The 21,292-nt window shown below is 65.7% G+C and carries 24 protein-coding genes; 18 read left to right on the top strand and 6 right to left on the bottom strand.

The window, feature by feature from the left end:
• The first annotated feature begins 44 nt into the window (after positions 1 to 44).
• The 4 genes from HZZ16_RS06905 to HZZ16_RS06890 all read left to right on the top strand — a co-directional run bounded on the left by HZZ16_RS06905 (position 45) and on the right by HZZ16_RS06890 (position 2,647).
• Entirely contained in the window at positions 45 to 1,121 is a 1,077-nt protein-coding gene (locus tag HZZ16_RS06905; RefSeq protein WP_197947766.1) for a flavodoxin family protein, read from the top strand.
• Complete coding sequence (locus tag HZZ16_RS06900; RefSeq protein ID WP_197947765.1) at positions 1,118 to 2,020, top strand: NAD(P)/FAD-dependent oxidoreductase; 903 nt, start codon at positions 1,118 to 1,120, stop codon at positions 2,018 to 2,020. Before HZZ16_RS06905 ends, HZZ16_RS06900 begins: the two co-directional genes overlap by 4 nt.
• Positions 2,021 to 2,118: 98 nt before the next feature.
• On the top strand, positions 2,119 to 2,448 hold the full coding sequence (locus HZZ16_RS06895) for a four-helix bundle copper-binding protein (RefSeq protein ID WP_197947764.1): 330 nt from the start codon (positions 2,119 to 2,121) through the stop codon (positions 2,446 to 2,448).
• Positions 2,449 to 2,458: 10 nt separating this feature from the next.
• Entirely contained in the window at positions 2,459 to 2,647 is a 189-nt protein-coding gene (locus tag HZZ16_RS06890) for a hypothetical protein (protein WP_197947763.1), read from the top strand.
• Here the strand turns inward: HZZ16_RS06890 and HZZ16_RS06885 are convergent.
• The gene (locus HZZ16_RS06885) at positions 2,644 to 2,901 is read right to left on the bottom strand and encodes a hypothetical protein (RefSeq protein WP_197947762.1); all 258 of its coding nucleotides are present in this window, start codon (positions 2,899 to 2,901) and stop codon (positions 2,644 to 2,646) included. The genes HZZ16_RS06890 and HZZ16_RS06885 overlap by 4 nt on opposite strands.
• A 285-nt stretch (positions 2,902 to 3,186) precedes the next feature.
• On the opposite strand from HZZ16_RS06885, the gene HZZ16_RS06880 reads away from it, so the two are divergent.
• Entirely contained in the window at positions 3,187 to 3,561 is a 375-nt protein-coding gene (locus tag HZZ16_RS06880; RefSeq protein WP_197947761.1) for a hypothetical protein, read from the top strand.
• Between the two features lie 4 nt (positions 3,562 to 3,565).
• Here HZZ16_RS06880 and HZZ16_RS06875 read toward each other — a convergent pair whose 3' ends face one another.
• Together HZZ16_RS06875 and HZZ16_RS06870 are read right to left on the bottom strand one after the other, a co-directional pair.
• Positions 3,566 to 4,906, bottom strand: a complete 1,341-nt coding sequence (locus HZZ16_RS06875) for a polysaccharide deacetylase family protein (RefSeq protein ID WP_197947760.1) — start codon at positions 4,904 to 4,906, stop codon at positions 3,566 to 3,568.
• A 157-nt stretch (positions 4,907 to 5,063) separates the two neighbouring features.
• On the bottom strand, positions 5,064 to 5,870 hold the full coding sequence (locus tag HZZ16_RS06870; protein WP_197947759.1) for a polysaccharide deacetylase family protein: 807 nt from the start codon (positions 5,868 to 5,870) through the stop codon (positions 5,064 to 5,066).
• Between the two features lie 83 nt (positions 5,871 to 5,953).
• On the opposite strand from HZZ16_RS06870, the gene mgtE reads away from it, so the two are divergent.
• From mgtE to tolA, 4 genes are all read left to right on the top strand, one after another.
• Complete coding sequence (gene mgtE / locus HZZ16_RS06865) at positions 5,954 to 7,375, top strand: magnesium transporter (protein WP_197947758.1); 1,422 nt, start codon at positions 5,954 to 5,956, stop codon at positions 7,373 to 7,375.
• A 208-nt stretch (positions 7,376 to 7,583) separates the two neighbouring features.
• Positions 7,584 to 7,901 carry a helix-turn-helix domain-containing protein gene (locus HZZ16_RS06860; RefSeq protein ID WP_197947757.1) on the top strand — a complete coding sequence of 106 codons (318 nt, stop codon included), beginning with the start codon at positions 7,584 to 7,586 and terminating at the stop codon, positions 7,899 to 7,901.
• A gap of 135 nt (positions 7,902 to 8,036) precedes the next feature.
• Entirely contained in the window at positions 8,037 to 8,855 is an 819-nt protein-coding gene (locus HZZ16_RS06855) for an aldo/keto reductase (protein WP_197947756.1), read from the top strand.
• A 49-nt stretch (positions 8,856 to 8,904) separates the two neighbouring features.
• Positions 8,905 to 9,753, top strand: a complete 849-nt coding sequence (gene tolA, locus HZZ16_RS06850; protein ID WP_197947755.1) for a cell envelope integrity protein TolA — start codon at positions 8,905 to 8,907, stop codon at positions 9,751 to 9,753.
• A gap of 98 nt (positions 9,754 to 9,851) precedes the next feature.
• On the opposite strand, the gene HZZ16_RS06845 is transcribed toward tolA, so the two are convergent.
• Positions 9,852 to 10,568, bottom strand: a complete 717-nt coding sequence (locus HZZ16_RS06845; RefSeq protein ID WP_197947754.1) for a DUF599 domain-containing protein — start codon at positions 10,566 to 10,568, stop codon at positions 9,852 to 9,854.
• 123 nt (positions 10,569 to 10,691) lie between these two features.
• On the opposite strand from HZZ16_RS06845, the gene HZZ16_RS06840 reads away from it, so the two are divergent.
• The 4 genes from HZZ16_RS06840 to HZZ16_RS06825 all read left to right on the top strand — a co-directional run bounded on the left by HZZ16_RS06840 (position 10,692) and on the right by HZZ16_RS06825 (position 13,496).
• Positions 10,692 to 11,354: a glutathione S-transferase family protein gene (locus HZZ16_RS06840; RefSeq protein WP_197947753.1), complete on the top strand. Its 663-nt coding sequence runs from the start codon at positions 10,692 to 10,694 to the stop codon at positions 11,352 to 11,354.
• Positions 11,355 to 11,652: 298 nt separating this feature from the next.
• Complete coding sequence (locus tag HZZ16_RS06835) at positions 11,653 to 11,856, top strand: hypothetical protein (RefSeq protein WP_085969273.1); 204 nt, start codon at positions 11,653 to 11,655, stop codon at positions 11,854 to 11,856.
• Between the two features lie 155 nt (positions 11,857 to 12,011).
• Complete coding sequence (locus HZZ16_RS06830) at positions 12,012 to 13,013, top strand: hypothetical protein (protein WP_197947752.1); 1,002 nt, start codon at positions 12,012 to 12,014, stop codon at positions 13,011 to 13,013.
• A 42-nt stretch (positions 13,014 to 13,055) separates the two neighbouring features.
• On the top strand, positions 13,056 to 13,496 hold the full coding sequence (locus tag HZZ16_RS06825; protein WP_036015220.1) for a DUF1489 family protein: 441 nt from the start codon (positions 13,056 to 13,058) through the stop codon (positions 13,494 to 13,496).
• On the opposite strand, the gene panC is transcribed toward HZZ16_RS06825, so the two are convergent.
• On the bottom strand, positions 13,493 to 14,344 hold the full coding sequence (panC, locus tag HZZ16_RS06820; protein ID WP_197947751.1) for a pantoate--beta-alanine ligase: 852 nt from the start codon (positions 14,342 to 14,344) through the stop codon (positions 13,493 to 13,495). The two genes, HZZ16_RS06825 and panC, sit on opposite strands and share 4 nt — an antisense overlap.
• A 249-nt stretch (positions 14,345 to 14,593) precedes the next feature.
• Here panC and HZZ16_RS06815 point away from each other — a divergent pair, with 249 nt between their 5' ends.
• The 4 genes from HZZ16_RS06815 (at position 14,594) to HZZ16_RS06800 (ending at position 18,425) form a co-directional block, all read left to right on the top strand.
• The gene (locus tag HZZ16_RS06815; protein WP_197947750.1) at positions 14,594 to 15,517 is read left to right on the top strand and encodes a division plane positioning ATPase MipZ; all 924 of its coding nucleotides are present in this window, start codon (positions 14,594 to 14,596) and stop codon (positions 15,515 to 15,517) included.
• A gap of 343 nt (positions 15,518 to 15,860) precedes the next feature.
• Entirely contained in the window at positions 15,861 to 16,721 is an 861-nt protein-coding gene (locus tag HZZ16_RS06810) for an alpha/beta fold hydrolase (protein WP_197947749.1), read from the top strand.
• 159 nt (positions 16,722 to 16,880) lie between these two features.
• Complete coding sequence (locus HZZ16_RS06805) at positions 16,881 to 17,630, top strand: vWA domain-containing protein (RefSeq protein WP_197947748.1); 750 nt, start codon at positions 16,881 to 16,883, stop codon at positions 17,628 to 17,630.
• Positions 17,631 to 17,699: 69 nt separating this feature from the next.
• Entirely contained in the window at positions 17,700 to 18,425 is a 726-nt protein-coding gene (locus tag HZZ16_RS06800; RefSeq protein ID WP_197947747.1) for a DnaJ domain-containing protein, read from the top strand.
• Positions 18,426 to 18,657: 232 nt separating this feature from the next.
• Here HZZ16_RS06800 and HZZ16_RS06795 read toward each other — a convergent pair whose 3' ends face one another.
• A complete protein-coding gene (locus HZZ16_RS06795) occupies positions 18,658 to 20,508 on the bottom strand; it encodes a D-alanyl-D-alanine carboxypeptidase (protein WP_197947746.1) in 1,851 nt (616 codons plus the stop codon).
• Positions 20,509 to 20,894: 386 nt separating this feature from the next.
• Here HZZ16_RS06795 and HZZ16_RS06790 point away from each other — a divergent pair, with 386 nt between their 5' ends.
• Positions 20,895 to 21,233 carry a phasin family protein gene (locus HZZ16_RS06790; protein WP_011087913.1) on the top strand — a complete coding sequence of 113 codons (339 nt, stop codon included), beginning with the start codon at positions 20,895 to 20,897 and terminating at the stop codon, positions 21,231 to 21,233.
• The last annotated feature ends 59 nt before the right edge of the window (positions 21,234 to 21,292 follow it).

Below are 21,292 nucleotides of genomic sequence, written 5' to 3'. Positions count from 1 at the left end.
GCGCTGGGTTGGGTCGAAGGACACCGATCTCGCCAGGAGCCAGCATGACGGATGCCGACATTCGCAAGGGGATGCCGCCCGTCAAGCTGTCGCGCCAGGAGTTCGAGCAGCGCTACAGGGATCGGTTCGTCGATCCCGCCTTTGCTCCGCTCGGGCGTGAGCTCGATGCCATCACCGCTGCGGCGTGGGATGCCTACAGAAATTCGCGCAAGGCACCATTGACGCGGAAGGCTGGCGCAGGCTTCTCCGATCCGGACTACGATCTCGCCGTCGACTGGCTCGATGCGCGCGCAAAAATCCTGGACGCGCAGCGCCGCCACGACGATGCCGACGAGACGCCGCGCATCCTGATCATCAACGGCTCTGCCCGCAGCGAGCACACCTGTCCGGGCGAGATGTCCAAGACCTGGCGGCTGGTCAAGCTGGCCGAGCCCGTGTTCGTCGAGATGGGATTGGCCGTCGACATCCTCGATCTGTCGCGCCTCGCCTCGGAATTCGGCAGGAACATTCATCCCTGCAAGTCCTGCGTCGGCACCGCCATGCCGCTGTGCCATTGGCCGTGCAGCTGCTATCCGAACTACTCGCTGGGCCAGACCCACGACTGGATGAACGAGATCTATCCGCTGTGGGTCGCCGCCCACGGCATCCTGATCGTCGCCCCCGTGAACTGGTATCACGTGCCCGCTGGTCTCAAGGCGATGATGGACCGCATGGTCTGTGCCGACGGCGGCAATCCCGATCCGACCTCGACCCACGGCAAGAACGCCGCGGAAGCCAAGGCAATCGAGCTGAAGGGCTGGCCCTATCCGCGCCATCTCGCCGGCCGCCATTTCGGCCTCGTCGTTCACGGCGATGCAGTCGGGGCCGAGGGCGTGCGCCGGGCCTTGTCCGACTGGCTGACCGACATGCACTTGATCTCGGCAGGCCGCTACGCCGAGCTCGACGGTTATGTCGGCTACGGCGAGCCATACGCCACATCCCATCGCGAGCTCGACGAGGACCGCGAATTCCAGCAGCAAGTGCAGAATGCGGCGCGCGCGCTCGGCAACGCAGTCCGACTCGCGCGAAGCGGGCGCCTCGAGGAGCCCGGTGCCGGTCTTGCGGACCCGAACCCCAAATGACCGGCGCGCCAGGAGTTGAATGCCTGATCGTCGGAGGCGGGCCGGCGGGACTGATGGCCGCGATCTATCTGGCGCGCTTTCGCCGCCGCGTCTGCGTCGTGGACGCCGGCGCGAGCCGGGCGGCTCTGATCCCGCGCAGCCACAATGTCCCCGGCTTCGTCCACGGTCTGTCCGGCACGGAGCTGATCGAGCGGATGTCGGCCCAGCTGAACGAGCTCGCTGTCACACGCGTGGAGGCCGAGGTCACGGCGTTGCAGCGTCACGAACATGGTTTCGAAGCCAGCTGGAATGGCCGTGCGCATGTGGCTGCCACGGTCATTCTCGCCTGCGGGATCGTCGATACCCATCCGCCGTTCGACGCATGGCGCGCCGCCGTCGCGGATGGCCTGCTGCGCTATTGCCCGGTCTGCGACGCCTTCGAGGCGACCGGCCGCCGCATCGGCGTCATCGGCCCGCTCGCGCGCGCTGCGGGCAAGGCGCTGTTCCTGCGCGGCTATTCGCGCGACGTGACGCTGCTCGCAATCGGGCAGGATGACGATCGGTCGGCAACGTCACGGCTGGCCGAGGCCGGCGTCGAGGTCGTGTTCGCGCCCGACCTGCGGTTGCGGCGAAGCGGCGAGGGCGTCGAAGCCGTCTTCGCCGACGGCAGGACGGCGCAATTCGAGCTGGTCTATCCCGCGATGGGTGCCGAGGTGCGCTCGCAGCTCGCGATGGCGCTTGGCGCCGACCATACCGGGGAGGGTTATCTGGTGGTCGACGATCACCAGCGCACGTCGATCGCCGGGCTCTACGGAATCGGCGACGTGGTCACCGACCTGCACCAGATCTCGGTCGCGTTCGGCCACGCGGCAGTCGCGGCCTGCACGATCCACAACAGCCTGCCGCCGCGATTTGCGTGATGGGACGGCGGTGAGCCTCACAATCGACTGGAACCGGGAACGAAGCGCGTTGCCCCGCTTTGGTCGAGCGGAGCGGGGCGCGCAACTGGAGACAACCGATGGCTCAATCCGAAGACATGACCCGCTGCATCGCGCTTTGCATGAGCTGCTACCAGACATGTCTCGGCACGGCGATGAACCATTGCCTCGAGACCGGCGGCAAGCATGTCGAGCCGAAGCATTTCCGCCTGATGATGGCCTGCGCCGAGATGTGCCGGACCGCCGCGCACTTCATGCTGATCAACACGCCGCATCATAAGCACACCTGCGGTGAGTGCGCCGAAATCTGCACCGAATGTGCCGAGGATTGCGCGCGGATCGGCGGCATGGACGAATGCGTCGCGACGTGCCGCTCCTGCGCCCAATCCTGCCGCGCGATGGCGGCTTGAGGAGGTGCCCATGCTGGAAGAGAAACTCAAGGAAGCGATCGTCGGCGAATTGCAACGTCAGGCCGCCGACCGGCCGCAATCGCTGAAGGTGCAAGGCGCTGCAGACGCGACGGGGTCGGAGGAGCTGACCGTCAACGGCAAGATCGACCTCGGCGCGCTGGTCATGGTGATCGCAGGATCGATCGCCGGCGGGCCCTAGCCATATTCCTCGCCAATGCCGTATTCCCGGTAGATCTCCAGCGGATCGAGCTCGGGAAACAGGCGGCATTTGGCCTGGGCGAGATGCAGGCTCACCGCGGCCGGCTCCTTGCCGTTCGCGAGCAGCTTGCGGATGTCCTCCATATGCGCGTTCGGCTGGTGCTTCGGCTCGAGCTGCTCCAGCGCGACCAGGGCGGTCGCGAGTGCCTCGGTCATAACCCAGTCGTCGTGGCCCGTGATTCCCTTCTTCGGCATCGGAAGAACCCCACATATGGCGACGGTCGCAGTTTACCGCGCCTTCGGCCAAATCGCTATTGAGCCGTTGCGGGCCCTTCGCGCGCGCAGGGCCAAGGAGCCATGCTCCGGCTTGCCTTATGGCCGCGTCAGGCTAAAAGGCGGCTAGTTGCGGGGGCGGCAGTATCTTTGTTGAAACAAACTTGGCGTAGACGGGCCGCATCCAGGCTCGCCGTTCCAGTCTGGGTCCCGATCCCGCACGTCGCAACACCATAGGGTTGCGACCCCCTCAAGGTTCGAGCCAGCATGGTCTTTCTCAGTTTCGTCTACCGCTTCCTCACCAATTTCGCCTTCATGGCGGTGGTCTATTTCAGCCTGAACTTCATGGAGAAGTATCCGAACCGGGCGATCCTGGCGATCCTGGTGCTGGTCTATGCCGCCATGCGCGCGGCCTCGACGCTGCGGGCGTTCTATTTCTTCCAGAAGATCGAGAAGCTGGAGGCCGAGACCAAGCGCCTTCAGGCTCCGATCAACGATGGTTCGGGCGGCACCACCGCGCGCAAGCAGGTGATCACCGACGTCGCGCGGCTGCGGCGAGACGGCGAGATCAAGTCCTACATGGACCTGTTCTTCCTGGCGCTGATCGTGCTGCTCTGCGTCGCCGCCATCATGCGGCAATAGCAGCTCAGGCGCGCTTTTTCAGGCTGGCGACGCGGGTCGGACGGGGCGGCACGCCCTTCGAGGCCGCGCCATTGGCCGCGGCGCTCTTCGCTGCGGTACTCTTGGGTACGATGTCGACGGGCTGCGCCGCATGATCCGGTGCAGCCGGCGCCGCCTGGGCGGTACGCCGCCCCTGCAGCTTGGCGGTCTTGCCCTTCGCGCCTCTGCCCTGTGCTGCCTTGTCCTTGGCCGGATGCGGCCTCTCGGCCGCCATGGCGAGCCGGGTCGCGGCGCGCCGCGACAAGGTCGTCGACATCAGCACCTCGACCGAGCCTTCCGGAATCGCGAACAGATCGCGACCCGGGACGGGCAGGGTGGATGCGAGGTCCATCTGGCCCTTGCTCCGGCTTGGCAGCAGCGACTGATGCTCGGCCTGCACATTGAGGCCCGCGAGCGCGGGCGCCGGCAGCGTCCTGGTCTGCGTAAACACGAAATGCGGCACGCGCGGCCAGCGCGCGATCGGCGTCGTCTCGGATGGCGGATGCAGCAGCCATTCGACCTGCGTGGTCGGCGTCGCCGGCCGTTCGGCAGTGGCGGGCACCACATGCACGATGCGATAGCCGCGCGCCTTGAGGTCGCGGATGATCTTGGGCAGCGCAGCCACCGTGCGAGCCTGAATGTCGTGCAGCAGCAGGATGCCCTTGCCCTTGGCCTCCAGCCGCTGGATCGCGAGCTGGTAGACGCGGTCGGACGAGACGTGCCGCCAGTCGTCGGCCGGGAAGTCGGCGCTCCAGACCTGGATGCCGCGCGAGATCAGATGGTTCTCGATGCCCTCGGCGCGCATCAGCCCGGGAATGCGGAAGAACGGGGCGAGCTGCGACGGATCGGTCATCGCGGCTGCGGTCCATTCGATGCCGCCATTGATCTCCGCCTCGGCCTTCTCGATCGGCATCCGGTCGAAGGTCAGCGGATGGTCCATGCTGTGCGTGCCGACGGTATGGCCCGCCGCGACCAGCTTGCGCACGCCTTCCGGATTGGCCTTGGCCTGATTGCCGACGATGAAGAAGGTCGCCTTGATGCATTCGTCGGCGAGGATCTTGAGCACTTGGTTGGAATATTTCGGGATCGGACCGTCGTCGAAGGTCAGGACGACCTCATGGTCCTTCAGCGGCAGCGTCTCGCGGTACTGCATGGTGCCGATCAGCGGATGCTCGCGCGGATCGACAACGAGGGTGCGGGAGGTGCCGAGGGCGTCGGGATGGCCGGGACAGTCGGCCGCGAGCGCGGCCGGCGAACCGGCGGTGAGCATTCCCAGACAGAGGACGATCCACGATCGCGTCCGCAAAACAGCGCTACTTCCGATCATGAACCTCGTCTGCCCCCATGCAATTGGCGCCTAGATAGGTCGGAGATGGCCCAAAACGGTTCAGCCGCAGCCGCCCTTATCTTTGCACGGGGTAGCATGAACAGAGTGTTAATTGGCTCCAAATCACCCCATTTTGCCGGGGCGTGACATTCCGGCATCAGCGCGTATCGGCGTTCCTCTGCGATGTGCCCGCCGGTATGATGTGCACAACCCGATAGCCGTTCTCCCTCAGATACCGCAGAAACGCCGGCATCATTGCGGCCGTGCGCGCCTTGTTGTCGTGGAAGAGGATGATGCCCTTGCCGCTCGCGGCGAGGCGCTCGGTGACGAGCTTCAATTGCTGCTCCGGCGTCATCTCCTCCCAGTCGCTGGCCCATAGATCGGCCCCGAACACAATGATGCCGCGCGACTGGAGCAGGTCGAGCTGTGCGTGGGTCGACTCGAAATAGGGGAAGCGGAAGAACGGCGTCGACGGTGTTGTGGTCGAGCTTCCGTGCAGCGCCATCTCGTCTGCGGTAATGCCCCGGTCGATGTCAGCCATGGCCTTCTCGAACGGAATACGCCCCATGAACGGATGCGAGTAGGAGTGATGGCCGACGGTGTGGCCCTCGCGGGCGATGCGCTTGACCATGTCCGGATGTTCGGAGGCGTGCTGGCCGATCAGGAAAAAGGTCGCGCGCACGCATTCCTGTTCCAGCGCCGCCAGCACTTTCGACGTCGTCGGCGGGTTCGGCCCGTCGTCGAAGGTCAGCACGACCTCGCGATCGGCCAGCGGCAGCGTCTGCGGAAAGCTCTTCAGGCCCACGCGCGGATAGGTCCTGGGATCGACACTGAGGACGCGCGCGGTGCCGAGCGCGTCCTTGCGCGGGCACTCGGCGGCCTCTGTCGCGGCAGTGCCGCTGATGGTCGCGACGAGCGCGCCCGCCATGGTCGAGGTCCACCTCAGTCGCAGCATCTTTGTCATTGCGCTCGGCTTTGCCTTGTGGGTATTGCCTGAACGATCAGCTCACACCACCCGTTCCAACCTGTCAAACGGCGAGGCGCGCCATGGATGAACATCTGGACGTTGCCACACCCGCTGCGGATTCGGTACTCGACCACGTGCCGATGCGCAATGAAGACGGCGAAATTCGTCACGAATTCGTGGAGGAAGTCGCTCGTGCGATCGAGGCCGGCGACAGCGCGGCGCTGCGGGCCTGCGTCGCGGAGCTGCACGAGGCCGACCTCGGCGATCTGATCGGCGCCCTCGAGCCCGACGACCGCGTCCGCCTGGTCGAGCTCACCGGCCGTGATTTCGACTTCTCGGCGCTGAACGAGGTCGACGAGACGGTTCGCGAGGAGATCCTCGAGGAGCTGCCGCCGGAGACGGTCGCCGAGGGCGTCCGCGAGCTCGAATCCGACGATGCGGTCGAGCTCTTGGAAACGCTCGACGCCGAGGAGCAGGAAGAGATCCTGGAGAAGCTGCCGCTCAAGGAGCGCGTCGCGCTCGAGCGCAGCCTGCTGTACCCGGAGAACTCCGCGGGCCGCCGCATGCAGACCGAGTTCATCGCCGTGCCCCAGGATTTCACCGTCGGGCAGGCGATCGACTACATGCGCGAGACGCCGGATCTGCCCGACCGCTTCTACGAGATCTACGTGGTCGACAAGGAGCAGCACTGGCAGGGCGCGGTGCCGCTGGACGTGCTCCTGCGCACGCGCCGGCCGGTGGCCTTGACCGAACTCACCGACGAGGACCGCCGCCGCGTCTCCGTCCTGGAGGACCAGGAAGAGGTGGCGCGCATGTTCGGCAAATACAATCTCGTCGCCGCACCCGTGCTCGACACCCAGGACCGCCTCGTCGGCGTCATCACCGTCGACGACGTCGTCGACGTCATCGAGGAGGAGGCGGACGAGGATCTCAAGGCGCTCGGCGGCGTCACCAGCGATGAAGAGCTGTCGGACACCTTCCTCACCATCGCTCGCGGCCGCTTCAACTGGCTGCTGGTGAACCTCGCCACCGCGTTCCTGGCGTCCTCCGTGCTCGGCCTGTTCGAGGGTCAGCTGGAGAAGATGGTCGCGCTCGCGGTGCTGGCGCCGATCGTGGCGAGCCAGGGCGGCAATGCCGCGACCCAGACCATGACGGTGGCGGTGCGGGCGCTGGCGACGCGCGAGCTCGGCTCCTCCAACGCCTGGCGCGTGGTGATGCGCGAGGCCCTGGTCGGCCTCGTCAATGGCCTCGCTTTCGCCGTGATCACCGGCATCGCCGCGGTGGCCTGGTTCAAGATCCCCGGCCTCGGCATCGTCATCGGGCTCGCCATCATCTGCAACCTCGTCGCCGGCGCGCTCGGCGGCATCCTGATCCCGATGGCGCTGGAGCGCGTGCGTGCCGACCCGGCGGTAGCTTCCGGCACCTTCGTGACAACCGTGACCGACGTCGTCGGCTTCTTCTCCTTCCTCGGGATTGCGACGCTCTGGTTCGGGTTGAAGTAGCGAACGGCGCACGCTCTCTCCACGTCATTGCGAGCGCAGCGAAGCAATCCAGAATCCCTCCGCGGAAAGATCCTGGATTGCTTCGTCGCAAGAGCTCCTCGCAATGACGGGGGAGGCGGCGAGGCACTCTAACCCTCGTGCCCCGACTGCGCTGCGTTTTTAATCCGACTTTAAGCGACCTGCCGCATCATCGCCTCTGCTTGGGGGAATGGGCATGCGGTTGCGGCTGAAGGCGGACGGACGGATCGTCGAATTGCGGGAAGGGCAGGAATTTCCGGTCCAGCCGCTTTCGGTTCAGCCGACGGCCGATGCGGCGCCGGCTGACACCGGCCCGCTCGCGGTGCGCGATCTGCGCCGGCGCGCCTGCCTGACCCAGATGGAATTCGCCGCCAAACTCGGCGTTCCCGTCGAGACCATCCGGAACTGGGAGCAGGGCAAGCGCGCTCCGCGCGGCCCGGCCCGCGCATTGCTCGCGGTGATCGCGCATGCCCCGGACACCGTGTTCCAGGCGCTCGCCAAGGCCTGACGTGAAGGCCTGACGCACAACCTCCCGTTAGGCCTGCATCGAATATCCGGCCCGGCCGCCGCGGCTTCCGTTGGCAGCATCATCGACCGGGTCCATACTGACTTCTGGGGCTGCCGCAACGGAAGAGGATTCCTCATGCTGTTCGTCGAGGCCAATGGCGCAAGGATTCCGGCGATCGGTCTCGGGACCTGGGAGCTGAGCGGAAGGCCGGCCGCGCGCGTCGTCGAGCAGGCGCTACGGCTCGGCTATCGCCATATCGATACCGCGCAGGTCTACGACAATGAGCGCGAGGTCGGCGACGGCTTGCGCGCCTCCGGCGTGCGCCGCGACGACGTCTTCCTCACCACCAAGGTCTGGACCAACCATTTCGCACCCCATGATCTCGAGCGCTCGGTGAAGGAGAGCCTCGCTCGCCTGCGGCTTCCCTCGGTCGATCTGTTGCTGCTGCACTGGCCCAATCCTCATGTGCCGCTCGCGGAGACGCTGGGCGCGCTGTCGCATGCGAAGACGATGGGCCTGACCCGTCACATCGGCGTCTCCAATTTCACCGTGGCGCTGATCGAGCAGGCGGTCGCGCTATCGGCGGAGCCGCTGGTCTGCAACCAGGTCGAATATCACCCCTATCTCGATCAGGCGAAGGTGAGGGCGGCCTGCGACCAGCATCGCCTTGCCCTCGTCGCCTACAGCCCGATCGCCAAGGGCCGCATCAAGTCCGACCAGACGCTGGCCGAGATCGGTCGCGCCCACCGCAAGACGCCAGCGCAGGTTTGCCTGCGCTGGCTGGTGCAGCAGAATGTCGCTGCGATCCCGCGCACCTCGCGCATCGAGCGCCTGTCGGAAAACATCGAGATCTTCGATTTCGAGCTGTCGGAAGACGAGATGAGCCGGATCGCCGCGCTCGCCGATCCGAAGGGACGCCTGACCGACTTTGGCTTCGCCCCGAAATGGGATTGAGAGGGACCCAGGGTATGCTAGGACCGCGGCGGCAACCCAAGATCGGTCGATGGAACTGCGCAAGATCATACGGACGGACATTGCCGCCTCGGCAATCGCCCATCTGACGCTGGTGGCGCTGATCATCGTGATCAGCGAGGTCCGTCCGTTTCACAGCCAGCCCCCCGAAACCGTCTCGGTCGACATCGTCACGCCGGAGCAGGTGAAGCAGGAGGAAGCCAAGGCCGAGGAGAAGAAGGAAGAGGCGAGGCCGCCGGAGCCGCTCCCCGATCTGAAGCTGCCGAAGCCGGATGTTATCGACGAGGCGGAGGCATCGAAGCCTGCGGCCAGGCCGCAGGCGGCGGCACCACCGCCATCACAGCAGGCCTCGCCCGAGCCGCAGCAGAAGCAGCCGCAACCCTCGCAGAGCTCGAAGCAGCGTGAGGCCAACGCGCAGCCGCAGCCGCAGACCGCGCCGCCGCCGGCCTATCAGGCGCCGCAGCCGGACGTCACCATCAAGTACGGGGTCATGCTGGGCCTGCCGCCTGAATTGCCGGTCGAGCCGAAAGGCGCCAAGGACGACGGCGGCGGGGCCAATGATTCAATCGCTGCGAAGCTTCCGCCCGAGGTCATCGCGGAGCTTCGCCGCCATTTGCGCAGCTGCGCCAAGCTGCCGGCCGGCGTCGCGCCGACCGACAACGTCCATGTCAAGCTGCGCACCGTGTTCGCCACCGACGGCACGCTGGCGCGCGAGCCCATCCTGATCGAGGCGCCGCCATCCGCCAAGGGCGTGGCCATCGTCAAGTCCGCAATGAGCGCGCTGCAGAGCTGCCAGCCCTACAAGATGCTGCCAGCCAATCTGTACGGCGAATGGAAGGTGCTGGATCTGCCGTTCAGCCCGAAGGATTTTGGTTCGTAGCGACCCGTAGAATTCCCCGTTCCAGTGCGCGATTGCTTCGCTGCGCTCGCAATGACGGGCAGGAGAGAGCGAGCCCTGTCCACGATCAGACACGTGGCTCAATGACCGCGCTTCATCCCCTCGCCACCATTCACCATCTCCGGTGCCATTGCGGCCCAAGCGCTGGACGCGAACTGCCGGCGCCAGGTCACGACCACCACGGCTGCCGTGGTCACGAACAGCACCCAGGGACTGACGAACCAGCCGAGATAGCCGAGCGCGAAGAAGAAGGCGCGCTGACCGCGGTTGAAGTGGCGGCCGGCGGATTCGAACAGGCGCGAGGTGCGGATGACGTGGGCCTCGGCCTCTGGGGTGCCGCGCTGTGCGGCCGGCGGCATGCCGCCGAACAGGATGGCGACATAGTTGAACAGGCGATAGGCCCAGGCGAACTTGAAGAAGGCGTAGACGCAGATCAGCACGAGGCCGACGCATTTCAGCTCCCACAAGGCGGGCGAGGTGCTGAGGTCGATCGGCAGCTTGCTCAGAATCGTGATCGCGTCGTTGGTGGCGTGCAGCAGCGCCAGCGCGCCGCCGAGCGCGAACAGGCTGGTGGAGGCGAAGAAGGCGGTGCCGCTCTGCAGCGAGGCCATGATCTGCATGTCGACCATCCGCGTCTCGCGCTCGAGCAGCCGGCGCACCCAAACCTCGCGATAGCGGTTCATGCGCGCCGACAGGCTGTCGCGGCCATAGGCCGAATGCTCCAGCGTCAGGGCATAGGCCAGCCATTCGATGATGAAGAAGCCGACGGCGGTAATGTCGACCCAATGCCTGCTCATGTCCGTCTCCTGGCAACGATCGCAACGATTGCCACGCACGACGGGGCGCAGCAACGATTGATTGGCGGCAGGCGATGGCGCTAAAAGCGGCTGCAACCGCAGGACTCAACGAAGGACAGTGACATGGCTGCGCTGAAACTCGCGATCGGCAACAAGAACTACTCGTCATGGTCGATGCGGCCCTGGCTCGCGCTCCGCGCCAACGACATCCCGTTCGTGGAGACGCTGATCCCGCTCTACACCGACGATCCCGCCGACAAGGAGCAGATCCTGTCCTTCAGCCGCGCCGGCAAGGTGCCCGTGCTGGTCGACGGCGACGTCACGGTGTGGGATTCGCTCGCCATCATCGAATACATCGCCGAGCGTTACCCGGAGAAGAAGCTGTGGCCCGACGATGTCGCGGCGCGCGCGCATGCCCGTTCGGTGTGCGCCGAGATGCATTCCGGATTCGTGCCGCTGCGCAGCGAATGCGGCATGAACCTGCATCGGCCGATCCGCCCCGTGGCGCTGTCGGCGGAGGCCAAGGCCAACGTCGCGCGCATCGAGGAGATCTGGCGCGAGTGCCGTACCCGCTTTGGCGCGAAAGGGCCGTTCCTGTTCGGCAGCTTCTGTGCCGCGGACGCCATGTACGCCCCGGTCGTGCACCGCTTCCGCACCTATGCGATCGAGGTGGCGCCGGACACCAAGGCCTACATGGAGACGATGATGGCGCTGCCGGCGTTCCAGGAATGGACGCGCGACGGGTTGGCCGAAACGCTCGTCATCGCCAAGTTCGAGGACGCCTGAGCGCAAGGTCTGACGGGGCGGCCAGCCGCGTGCCGGCTGGCGGCCCTCTGGTCCGCAATGGGGGTGGGATGGGGGGAGCTGCGACACCACCTGCGACATGCCTGGGAAATGAGCCGCACCGCCGGCATCATCGGCCCGCCGGGTGTCCCCCTATCGTTCTGAAATAATTGCAAAATTTGAGCGCATGCCATGCCGGCAAGACGCTGGCCAAAACGGCGCGACGCGTGCTATACAACCGCCCGGGTTTCCGGCCGGCCATCGCAGTGGGACACTGGGCGAGGCCGGCGCTGTTTGAGTAATGGAGAGGGTGTTGAAGCACAAATTCCCCGTGGGAACGCGCGTCCTGTTCACGGCCAGCAATGTCGCGCGTCCGGCTGCGAGCGGCGCGTATGAGGTCATCCGTCTGCTCCCGACCGAAGGCGACGACTGCCAGTATCGGATCAAAAGCTCGACCGAGGCCTTCGAGCGCGTTGCCAAGGAAAGCCAGCTCGCGCTCTCCTGAACGCTGCCGCCGTCAGCGCACAGGCGTCTCCCGGGAATTGTATTCTGCCGCCGTCAAAAGGCCCGCTTCACCTTCACAAGGTGAGCGGGGGCAGTTGCCAACTCGCGGTGCTCGCTTGACCATCCGCTGTTTGCTCGCGTGAGGGGACGTCGCGCATGAACTGGGCATGGGCCACTTCGCTCGACCAAATCTGGCGTTCGCCGGCCCTCCCGATGTGGATGACGCTGGCGGCTGCCGGATTCTTCGGATTTATCCTCCTGATCACGCTGCTGCGCGCCGACAGATCGGTCGCCAACGGGGTGCTGACCGTCATTACCCTGCTATCCATCGCGATCGCCGGCGCAGCCACGATGCGTCTCTATGGACCGGACGCGCCATCCGCTCCGGCCGAGGCGCGCGTGCAAGCTGTGGTGAGCGCGAGCCTGCCTGCGCTGTCCTGTCTCGACGAACTCGCCGGCGATGCCGTCGCCGCCGGCTGCGAGAAGGCGCTGTTCGGCGCGCCTGACGCTGCGGCTGCGGCAGTCTCCTACACGGCCGCCAGGATCGACCGGCTGACCGCGCTCGGCGATGTCGCCACGGCCGAGATGAGCCTGACGCTCGACATGAAGGTGCTGCGCAAGTCGCTCGAGCGCGATCGTTACGGCCTCGTTGCGCATGTTCTGGTGGCACGCGACGGCTGCACGCAGTTCGATTGCGCCGCGTTTCGCTCGCTGACCGACCAGCAGCAGGTCGCCGCCAACATGGGCGCCCATCTCTACGACGCGCTTGTGGCGCGCTATGCACCGACCTGGAACGCACCCGCAGGAGCACCGGCGATGCCGGCCAACGCCGCGCTCGCCGGACTGCCGCCGTCGATGCCGACGGGCCGGCCGACCAATGCCGAGTTCCCGAGCGCGTCCTCGACGCCGCCGGTGAGCATCATGAATCCGGAGCCATCCACGGCGGCGACGCGCCAGGCGGCGCCGGCCGCAAATGCGGGCGCAGCACCGCGCGCGCCGGCCGCAGCCTCCGCACAGGCCGCAGCGCCTCCGGCATCAACCCCGCCGGCTGCAAAGAAGCCGCCGGCCCAAAAGGCTGCGCGTGCGCCTGCGGCGCCGGTTCCGCTGGCGCCGCCGCCGGCCTCGACCGCTGCTCCCGCGCCTGCGGATAACGAGTAGATCGGCATTCCAAATACTGGGCTGCCCGGCTATTGCTTGGGCATGCCACTCCATCTGATCAAGCTCGCCGTCGGCTGCGACTCCGTCAAGGAATTGAAGGAGTGGGTGGCCGAACGGATGCAGACCGCCAAGAAGAAGGGTCTGCCGCAACATCACATCCACATCACCCGCATGGTGCCCAAGCGCGACGCCGAGATCCTCGCCGGCGGCTCGCTCTACTGGGTGATCAAGGGCGAGATCGCCGCGCGCGAAAAGATCATCGGCATCGAGCCGTTCCGCGACAAGGACGGCATCGGGCGCTGCCGGATCGTAATGCAGCCGAAAGTGATCTCGGTCTCGCCGCGGCCGATGCGACCGTTCCAGGGCTGGCGCTATCTGACCGACGATTCCGTGCCGGCCGATCTCGGCAAGTCCGCGGCCGGCTCGATTGCGGCGATGCCGGAGCCGATGCGGCGCGAGCTGCGTGACCTCGGGCTACTCTAAACCGCGATATTGTCGATCAGCCTGACGGTGCCGAGCTTGGCTGCGACCAGGATCCGCAAGGGGCCGTCCTTGCGCGATGTGACCGGTGCCAACGTCTCGGCGTGGCGCAGTTCGAAATAGTCGAGCGCAAACCCGGCGGCCTTGATCATCTCGGTGCCGCCCGCCATCGCCGGCGCGATCGCATCGCCCGCACGGATGCGCCCTGCGCTCTCTTTCATGGCGCGGTAGAGGACGGTGGCGGTCTGGCGCTCCTCGGGCGAGAGGTAGACGTTGCGCGAGGACATCGCGAGTCCGTCGCGCTCGCGCACGGTGCGGGAGCCGATCACCTTGACGCCGAGGTCGAGGTCGCGCGCCATCTGCGTCACGACCCGCAATTGTTGGAAATCCTTTTCGCCGAAGATTGCGACATCCGGCCGGCACTGCGTGAACAGCTTGCCGACGACCGTGGCGACACCGCCGAAGAAGTGCGGGCGGAAGCGGTCCTCGAGACCGGCAAGCGCCGGCCCCTCCGGCACGATGCGAGTGGCAAACCCCTCCGGATACATGGCCGCGACGCCCGGGTGCCAGACGACATCGACGTCCTCGGCGGCGAGCTTGGCGATGTCGGCCTTCCAGGTGCGCGGATAGGCGCCGAAATCCTCGGTCGGGGCGAACTGGGTCGGGTTGACGAAGATCGACACCACGACGCGGCTGGCGCGCCGCTTGGCGAGGCGAACCAGCGACACATGCCCGTCATGGAGCGCCCCCATGGTCGGGACCAGCGCGATAGTGGCCTTTCGCTTGCGGAGATTGTCGACGGCGCGTCGCAGGGCGGGGACCGTGCGGGCGATCAATGGGCTTGCTGACATCGGGACTCGACGATTGGGAAGCGGCGCAGGTGCGGGCGTCGCGCCCGGCCGGCTAACCTTAACAAGCGGAGATAGTGGACGCCATGCATCCAGATGCGGGACAGCATCCCGCGCAATCACAGACGAAAGACGGCGCCGCGATACATCGCGAGAAACGGCGCATTGCAATTTGCATTACCTGTCACGCATTTCACTTGACCGCTGACGCAGTCAACTCGAAGATATTCGCAAGGGGTGTTGAGGATCGCCATGCTTGTGCAGGCTAGCCAAGGCCAATCCGGCTCGGCGCACGTGGTCGTGCTCGGCAACGAGAAGGGTGGCTCCGGCAAATCGACCACCGCCTTGCACATCGCCGTTGCACTTCTGAAGGCAGGCCAGCGCGTCGCCACCATCGACCTCGACTGCCGCCAGCAGAGCTTCACGCGTTACATCAGCAACCGATCCGCCTGGGCGCAACGTACCAAGCTCGACCTCGAGCTTCCGGTGCATCGCTGCATCAAGCTCGGCGAGACCATGCAGATTGCCGAGAACGAGAATTCCGAGTTCCAGCAGTTCATGGAAGCCGTCTCCGCGGTCGAGAGCAGCTTCGACTTCATCGTCATCGATACGCCCGGCACCGACAGCTATCTGATGCGGCTCGCGCATTCAATGGCCGACACCCTGGTCACGCCGATCAACGACAGCTTCCTCGATTTCGACGTGCTCGGCACCGTCGATCCCGCGACTTACGCAGTGACGGGCGAGAGCCATTACGCCGAGATGGTGCGTGACGTCAGGCGCAAGCGACGCCAGCTCGACGGCGCAACCACCGATTGGATCGTCGTGCGCAACCGCCTTTCCATGCTCGGCTCGCGCAACAAGCAACTCGTCGCCGAGGGCCTGAAGGATCTGTCGCTGCGGCTCGGCTTCCGCTACGTCGACGGCTTCGCCGAGCGCGTCGTGTACCGCGAATTCTTCCCGCGCGGCCTGACCGCCCTCGACGATATCGACGAGGCCACGCTCGGCATGCGGCCCAATCTCGGCCACCTCACTGCGCGGGAGGAGGTGACGAGCCTGCTCCGCCAGCTCAAGCTCCCGCTCGACGAGCGCGGCCGCCGCCGCGCGGCCAACCGGGCCGAGTGGTTCAGCCAGGTCGACAAGCCGCTCGAGGTCCACGATATCCTCGGCGCCTGACCCCGCGGTATAGCGCTACTCCCGGCCGATCCGGGCCCTCGGCTGGCGCGGGAACCCGGCCTGCGGCGCGCGCGTTTTCACAGGGCATTTAATGCGAGTCGAACCCGATCGAGACCGGTTGCGTCGAATAGGGGACCTGCACCTGACGTAGCGGTCTGAGAATGGGGTGCACACGGAACGAGTGCGACGCACAATGAAAGGGCTGCCGGTTCACAACATTTAGCCTTCCTGTCACGCTGCTGTGACATATATTAGGGAATAGGCGACAAGGGGCCGAAGAGCCCCGGAAGAACACGATTTCAACAGGGATTCAGGCCGCTTAGGCCTGAGGCTGAGGACGAAAATGAAGCGTGGAATTGCCGTTCTGGTTTCGGTCAGTGCCCTCTGCGGCATCGCCTATTTCACGGCGAGCAAGTGGGCGATCAAGCACGAGACCATCACATTCTACGATGCCTCGCGCGACAACCGTCCGGTGCCCGTTTCCATCGCGGTGCGCCGCGACAAGGAAATGCAGGCCAATGCCGGCATGATCAAGCTGCCCGTCGCAGTGATCAATCACGGCAACACCGTCAAGAACACCGAGTACGGCTTCCTCGCCAACATCTTCGCTGCGCGCGGCTACATGGTCGTGAGCCCGCAGCACGATCTGCCGACTGATCCTCCGATGGTCACCAAGCCCGGCGAGCTCTATGTCGGCCGGCTGCCGCAGATCCTGCGCGGCGTCGCCAACATCCATCTCGCCATGCAGGAGATGAAGAAGGTTCAGCCCAACGCCGACTACGACAAGGTGACGATGGTCGGCCATTCCATGGGCGGCGACATCACCATGTACTTCGCCAAGCAGTATCCGGACGAGGTCAAGAAGGTCGTCACCCTCGACAATCTGCGCGTGCCCTTCGTCACCGCCGGCAAGTTCAAGATCCTGTCGTTCCGCTCCCAGGATCCGCAGTTCAAGGCCGACGCCGGCGTGCTTCCGACCGACGAGGAATGCGAGAAGGCGGGCATTCAGGTCGTGAAGACCGAATTCCAGCACAACGACATGCGCGATACCGGTCCGGATGTGGCGAAAAGCTCGATCCAGAGCATGCTCGACAAGTTCCTGAGTGCCACCGACAGCGAGTTGGCGCCGGTCGACACGCAGTCGTCCCCGCCCAAGATCCTCGAGCCTGGTCCGGTCGCCCTGATGGCTCCTGCCAAGAGCTGACTTTCAAGAGCTGACTTCCAAGAGCTTACCCAGCTGACGTCGCCGCCCGGCTGCACCAATCATCGAAGCCTCCGCCGGCGCCCGCCCGCGGAGGCTTTGCGCATTGACCGGGCCGCATGCGCTGACCACATTAGCTGCTGACGCAAGGTGCAAGCAGCGATGTCGGGCGAACCCATCAAACCGCGCGGCCGCGATGCCGTCTCGGCGCGAGCAGACGGCGTGCTGCCGCAAGCGCAAACCTCGACTTCGGAAGACATCGCCGCGTTCGTTGCCAAGGCGCGGACCCTCTCGCCGCATGCCCCGGGCGCGAGGGGGCGGCTGATCTTCGCGCTGGATGCGACCATGAGCCGGCAGCCGACCTGGGACATGGCCTGCGCGCTCCAGGCCGATATGTTTCGCGAGACTGCAGCGCTCGGCAGTCTCGACATCCGGCTGGTCTATTATCGCGGCTTCAACGAGTGCCGCGCCACGGCTTGGATTTCCGACAGCGCCAAGCTGGCGACCCTGATGAGCAAGATCGATTGCCGCGGCGGCGACACCCAGATCGGCAAGGTCTTGAGCGAGGCCAGGCGCGAGGCAGTCGCATCCGGTGTGCGGGCCGTGGTCTTCGTCGGCGATGCCATGGAGGAAGACATCGACGAGCTCTGCGCCAAGGCCGGCGAGCTCGGCATGCTCAAGGTGCCCGTATTCCTGTTTCAGGAGGGCCATGACGCGGTTGCCGAGCAGGCTTTCCGCGAGATTGCGCGGCTGACTGGCGGCGCCTGGTGCCGGTTCGATCCCGGTGCGGCGGCGCAGCTGCGCGAGCTGTTGCGAGCAGCCGCGGCCTATGCCGCGGGTGGACGTGAGGCGCTGCTGAAGCTGGCTGGAAGCGTGAGTGGCGCGGCGAAGCTAATCAGGCAGATGAAATAGCCGTCAGGCCGGTTGGGCTTGCGCGGTGGACGCCATGCTTTTTGATAACAGCACGACTATATTCCGGCCATGACCCTGATCGCCGGCGCTGTCGCCGTTATCACGCTTTACCTGCTGCTCCAGATGTTCCGCTCCGCCAATCCGGCGGTGCTGGCGCGCACCATCAAGTTCGGCGGCGGCGTGCTGGCGCTGGCGGTTGCGGCCTTCACCGGCTTGCGGGGCGAGCTGGCGGTTGCGATCCCGCTCGGAATTTTCGGCGCCGGGCTGCTCGGCTGGACGCCACTCGCGAATGCCGGCTTCGGCAATGTCGGCGGGCTGTTCGGCGGCGGAGCGACGCGTCCGTCCAGGCAGGCCTCGCGGGTGCGCTCGCAATTCCTGGACATGCGGCTCGACCACGATTCCGGCCAGCTTTCCGGCCAGATCGTTGCGGGGCCTCATGCCGGGCGCAATCTCGACGAGTTCGATCTCGCCGGCTTGCTCGCGATGGTGCCGATGTTCGACGCCGAGAGCGTGGCCCTACTTGAAAGCTATCTGGACCGCCGGTTTCCCGCTTGGCGTCAGAACGCGCAGGGCGATACGGCAGGGCGGCAGCGCCGCACGGCGGCGAGCAGCAAAATGACGGCGGAGGAAGCCTATCAGATCCTTGGCTTGCAGCCGGGAGCGGGGCGCGAGGAGATCAGCCGGGCCCACAAATCCCTGATGAAGAAACTCCATCCCGACCAGGGGGGCTCGACGTATCTCGCTGCCCGGGTAAACGAGGCCAAGGATACTCTGCTTCGCACGCATAACGGCTAACTCCGGCACCAACGCTACAAACGCCCGTACCCGCGTGAGCTCCGTTTGCTCTGTCTGCCGTCGCCCGCCCTTATCGGCGTGATCGATCCCTTGAGCAAAGTTTTAACCGTAAATCCTTGACGAGAGGTTGTCGTGGAACAGCCTTGTCCTGAACAGCCTGCGCATCACCGCCGCACCAAAACGAAAATGCCCGCGCAAGGCGCGGGCATTTGCTCTGGAGCGGAGAAGGAAATCAGTTGCGAACGGTGATGCAGGAGATCTCGGCGCGCTTCAAGGTGCGGCAGACGGCTTCGGCCTGGTCGCGCTCAAGTCCGGCGAAGCGGGCGCGGTAGAGCTTGCGATTGTCCTTGGCGACGACCGGCTCGGTGAATGGGTCAGCCTTGCTGAGCAGGCCGCGGGCCGAGTTGCGGGCCGCGTCGATGCGCTGCTGAGCTTCGTTCTCGCTCTCGAGCGCGCCGACCTGGACGATCCAGCCGCTGTGGGTAACGGCGGGCTTGGTGGTGGCGCTCATCTGGATCGGCTGCGGCGCCGGATCGGCCGACGCGAGCTTCGGAGCGGCGGGAGCCGGTGCGGCGGCAGTTGCGGCCGGCAGCACGCCGAGGATGCCGTTGCCGGTGCCGAAGCCCGCCGGCTGCCGCGGCAGTTCAGTGCGGGCCATCTCGGCCTTCGGCGCTTCCGGCTGGCTCACCGCCTCCGGCTTGTTGATGAGATCTGCCCTGGCGACGACGGCGCCTGAGGTTTCCGCGACGTCGGAACGGGGCGGCACGGTGCTGGTGACCGGCGGCGCGGCGACCTGGACACCACCTTGGGCCGGAGCCGCGGAGGCGACCTTCACGGCGCCGGCCTTGACCTGAACGGTCTTGACTCGAACCGGCTTCATCGGCTCGGACGAGCCGGGGATGATCGAGAGCGGCTGGCTCGAGATCACGCCATTGGTGAGCGGCGCCGGCTCCACCTTGGACTCCGTCGGCCGAGCTTCGGGTTTGGGCTGAGCGGGCGGCATCGCCGCAGTCGCCGCGGCCAGCGTCGACAGACGCGCCGCAAGGCGCGAGGGGGCCGCCTCTGGAACGGGGGCTGCAGCGGCCTGGACCGGCAGGGCGGGCCGTGCCGGCGTATCCGAGGCATCGGCGACATCGACGTTGGCTTCAGCGCCGTTGCGCTCCGTGACGGCGGCGACGGTGCGGACGGTCGCGCCCTTTTCGATGTTCTCCGCGAGCAGGTTGCGCATGATGGCGTCGCGCGAGCCGCCGCTGCGACCGCCGAGCACCACGCCGATCAGGTGACGGTTGCCACGGCGGATCGAGCTGACGAGGTTGAAGCCGGAGGCGCGGGTGTAGCCCGTCTTGATGCCGTCCACGCCTTCGACGCTGCCGAGCAGGCGGTTATGGTTGCGGATCGACTGTCCGCGCCAATTGAAGCTCGCGGTGGCGAAATAGCGATAATAGCGCGGGAAACGCTCCTGGATGGCACGGCCGAGCGTGGCCTGGTCGCGCGCGGTCGTGACCTGCTCGTCGTTGGGAAGACCGTTGGCGTTGCGGTACACGGTCCTGGACATGCCGAGCGCGCGAGCCTTGCGCGTCATCATCTGGGCGAAGGCGTCCTCGTCGCCGGCGATCGCTTCCGCGATCACCACGGCTGCGTCGTTGGCCGAACGGGTGACGAGGCCCTTGATCGCGTCCTCGACGCGAATGGTCTGGCCGGCACGCAGATTCAGCTTGGTCGGATCCTGGTCGGCGGCGTGCTTGGACACTGGCATCTCGGTGTCGAGCTTCATCTTGCCGGATTCGAGGCGCTCGAACAGCAGATAGAGCGTCATGATCTTGGTCAGCGAGGCCGGATGGCGGATCCCGTCAGGGCTCGTCGCCTGGAGCACTGCGCCGGAATTGCCGTCGACGATGATGGACGCGAATTTCGAGCTGGCGCTCTCGGATACATCGCGCTGCACCTTGTGGTGTGCATAGTGGCGGCGATGGCGCCGCGCCTCGGCTGCGTCGGTGGTGAAGATGACTGCGGTGGTGACCGTAAGAAGCCCGAAAACGCCAACCCGCGCCAAGCGCGAGGTAGACAAGTTTTTACGAAGCATGGAACCCCGTCCCCGTTTCTGACTTGATCACCGGCTCGTGAGGCGAAATTGTGCCCAACGGACCCGGGATCATTACCTGCTCAGGCTGTCCCTCCGCTGGTGTTCGCCGCGGGGGACGTTGAACCCGAGCCGCTGTTCTGGCTAAGGTGATGTTCTCAAACGGCTTTGGCCGCTCGCGGAAGTGAACACGTCCAGGGAATCAAGGTAGGGCGGCCCGGTTTCCAAAAGCTTAAGGAACCCTTGCGGGAAACCACGGGAATCTCTGCGATTTGTGCTGAATTTTGTGCGACGCACAAGATTCTTGACTTTTTTGTGCGTTGCACTAATTTTGGGCGGAGTCAGGGAGCCGGGGCTTCCCGACGCGAGCCAGGGAAAAGGATTCCGAAATGTTCAAGGTTGAAGACTTCCAGAGCTACGGGAAAGAGCAGTTTGAGCAGTGCGTCGCCTCCGCGACGTCGGTGCAGCATGGCCTCCAGGCGATCGCCAGCGCCTATGGCGACTACACGAAGAAGTCGTTCGAAGACACCAAGTCCTTCGTCGAGAAGCTTTCCGGCGTGAAGTCGCTGGACAAGGCGATGGAAGCGCAGACCGATTTTGCCCGTTCCGCCTACGAAACCTTTGTCGCGGAATCGCAGAAGATCGCCGGCCTCTACAGCGACCTCGCCAAGCAGGCGTTCAAGCCGGTCGAGACCATCGTGTCGAAGTTCACCCCGGCCGCTAACTGACGCGCTGATAGGCGCCTGAAGCAAAAGCCCGGCCGAGTTGGCCGGGCTTTTCATTTGTC

The sequence above is a fragment of the Bradyrhizobium glycinis genome (assembly GCF_016031655.1).
GTDB lineage: Bacteria > Pseudomonadota > Alphaproteobacteria > Rhizobiales > Xanthobacteraceae > Bradyrhizobium > Bradyrhizobium glycinis.
Note: the sequence above shows the minus strand (reverse complement) of the source record. Positions and strands in the feature narration are given on the sequence as shown.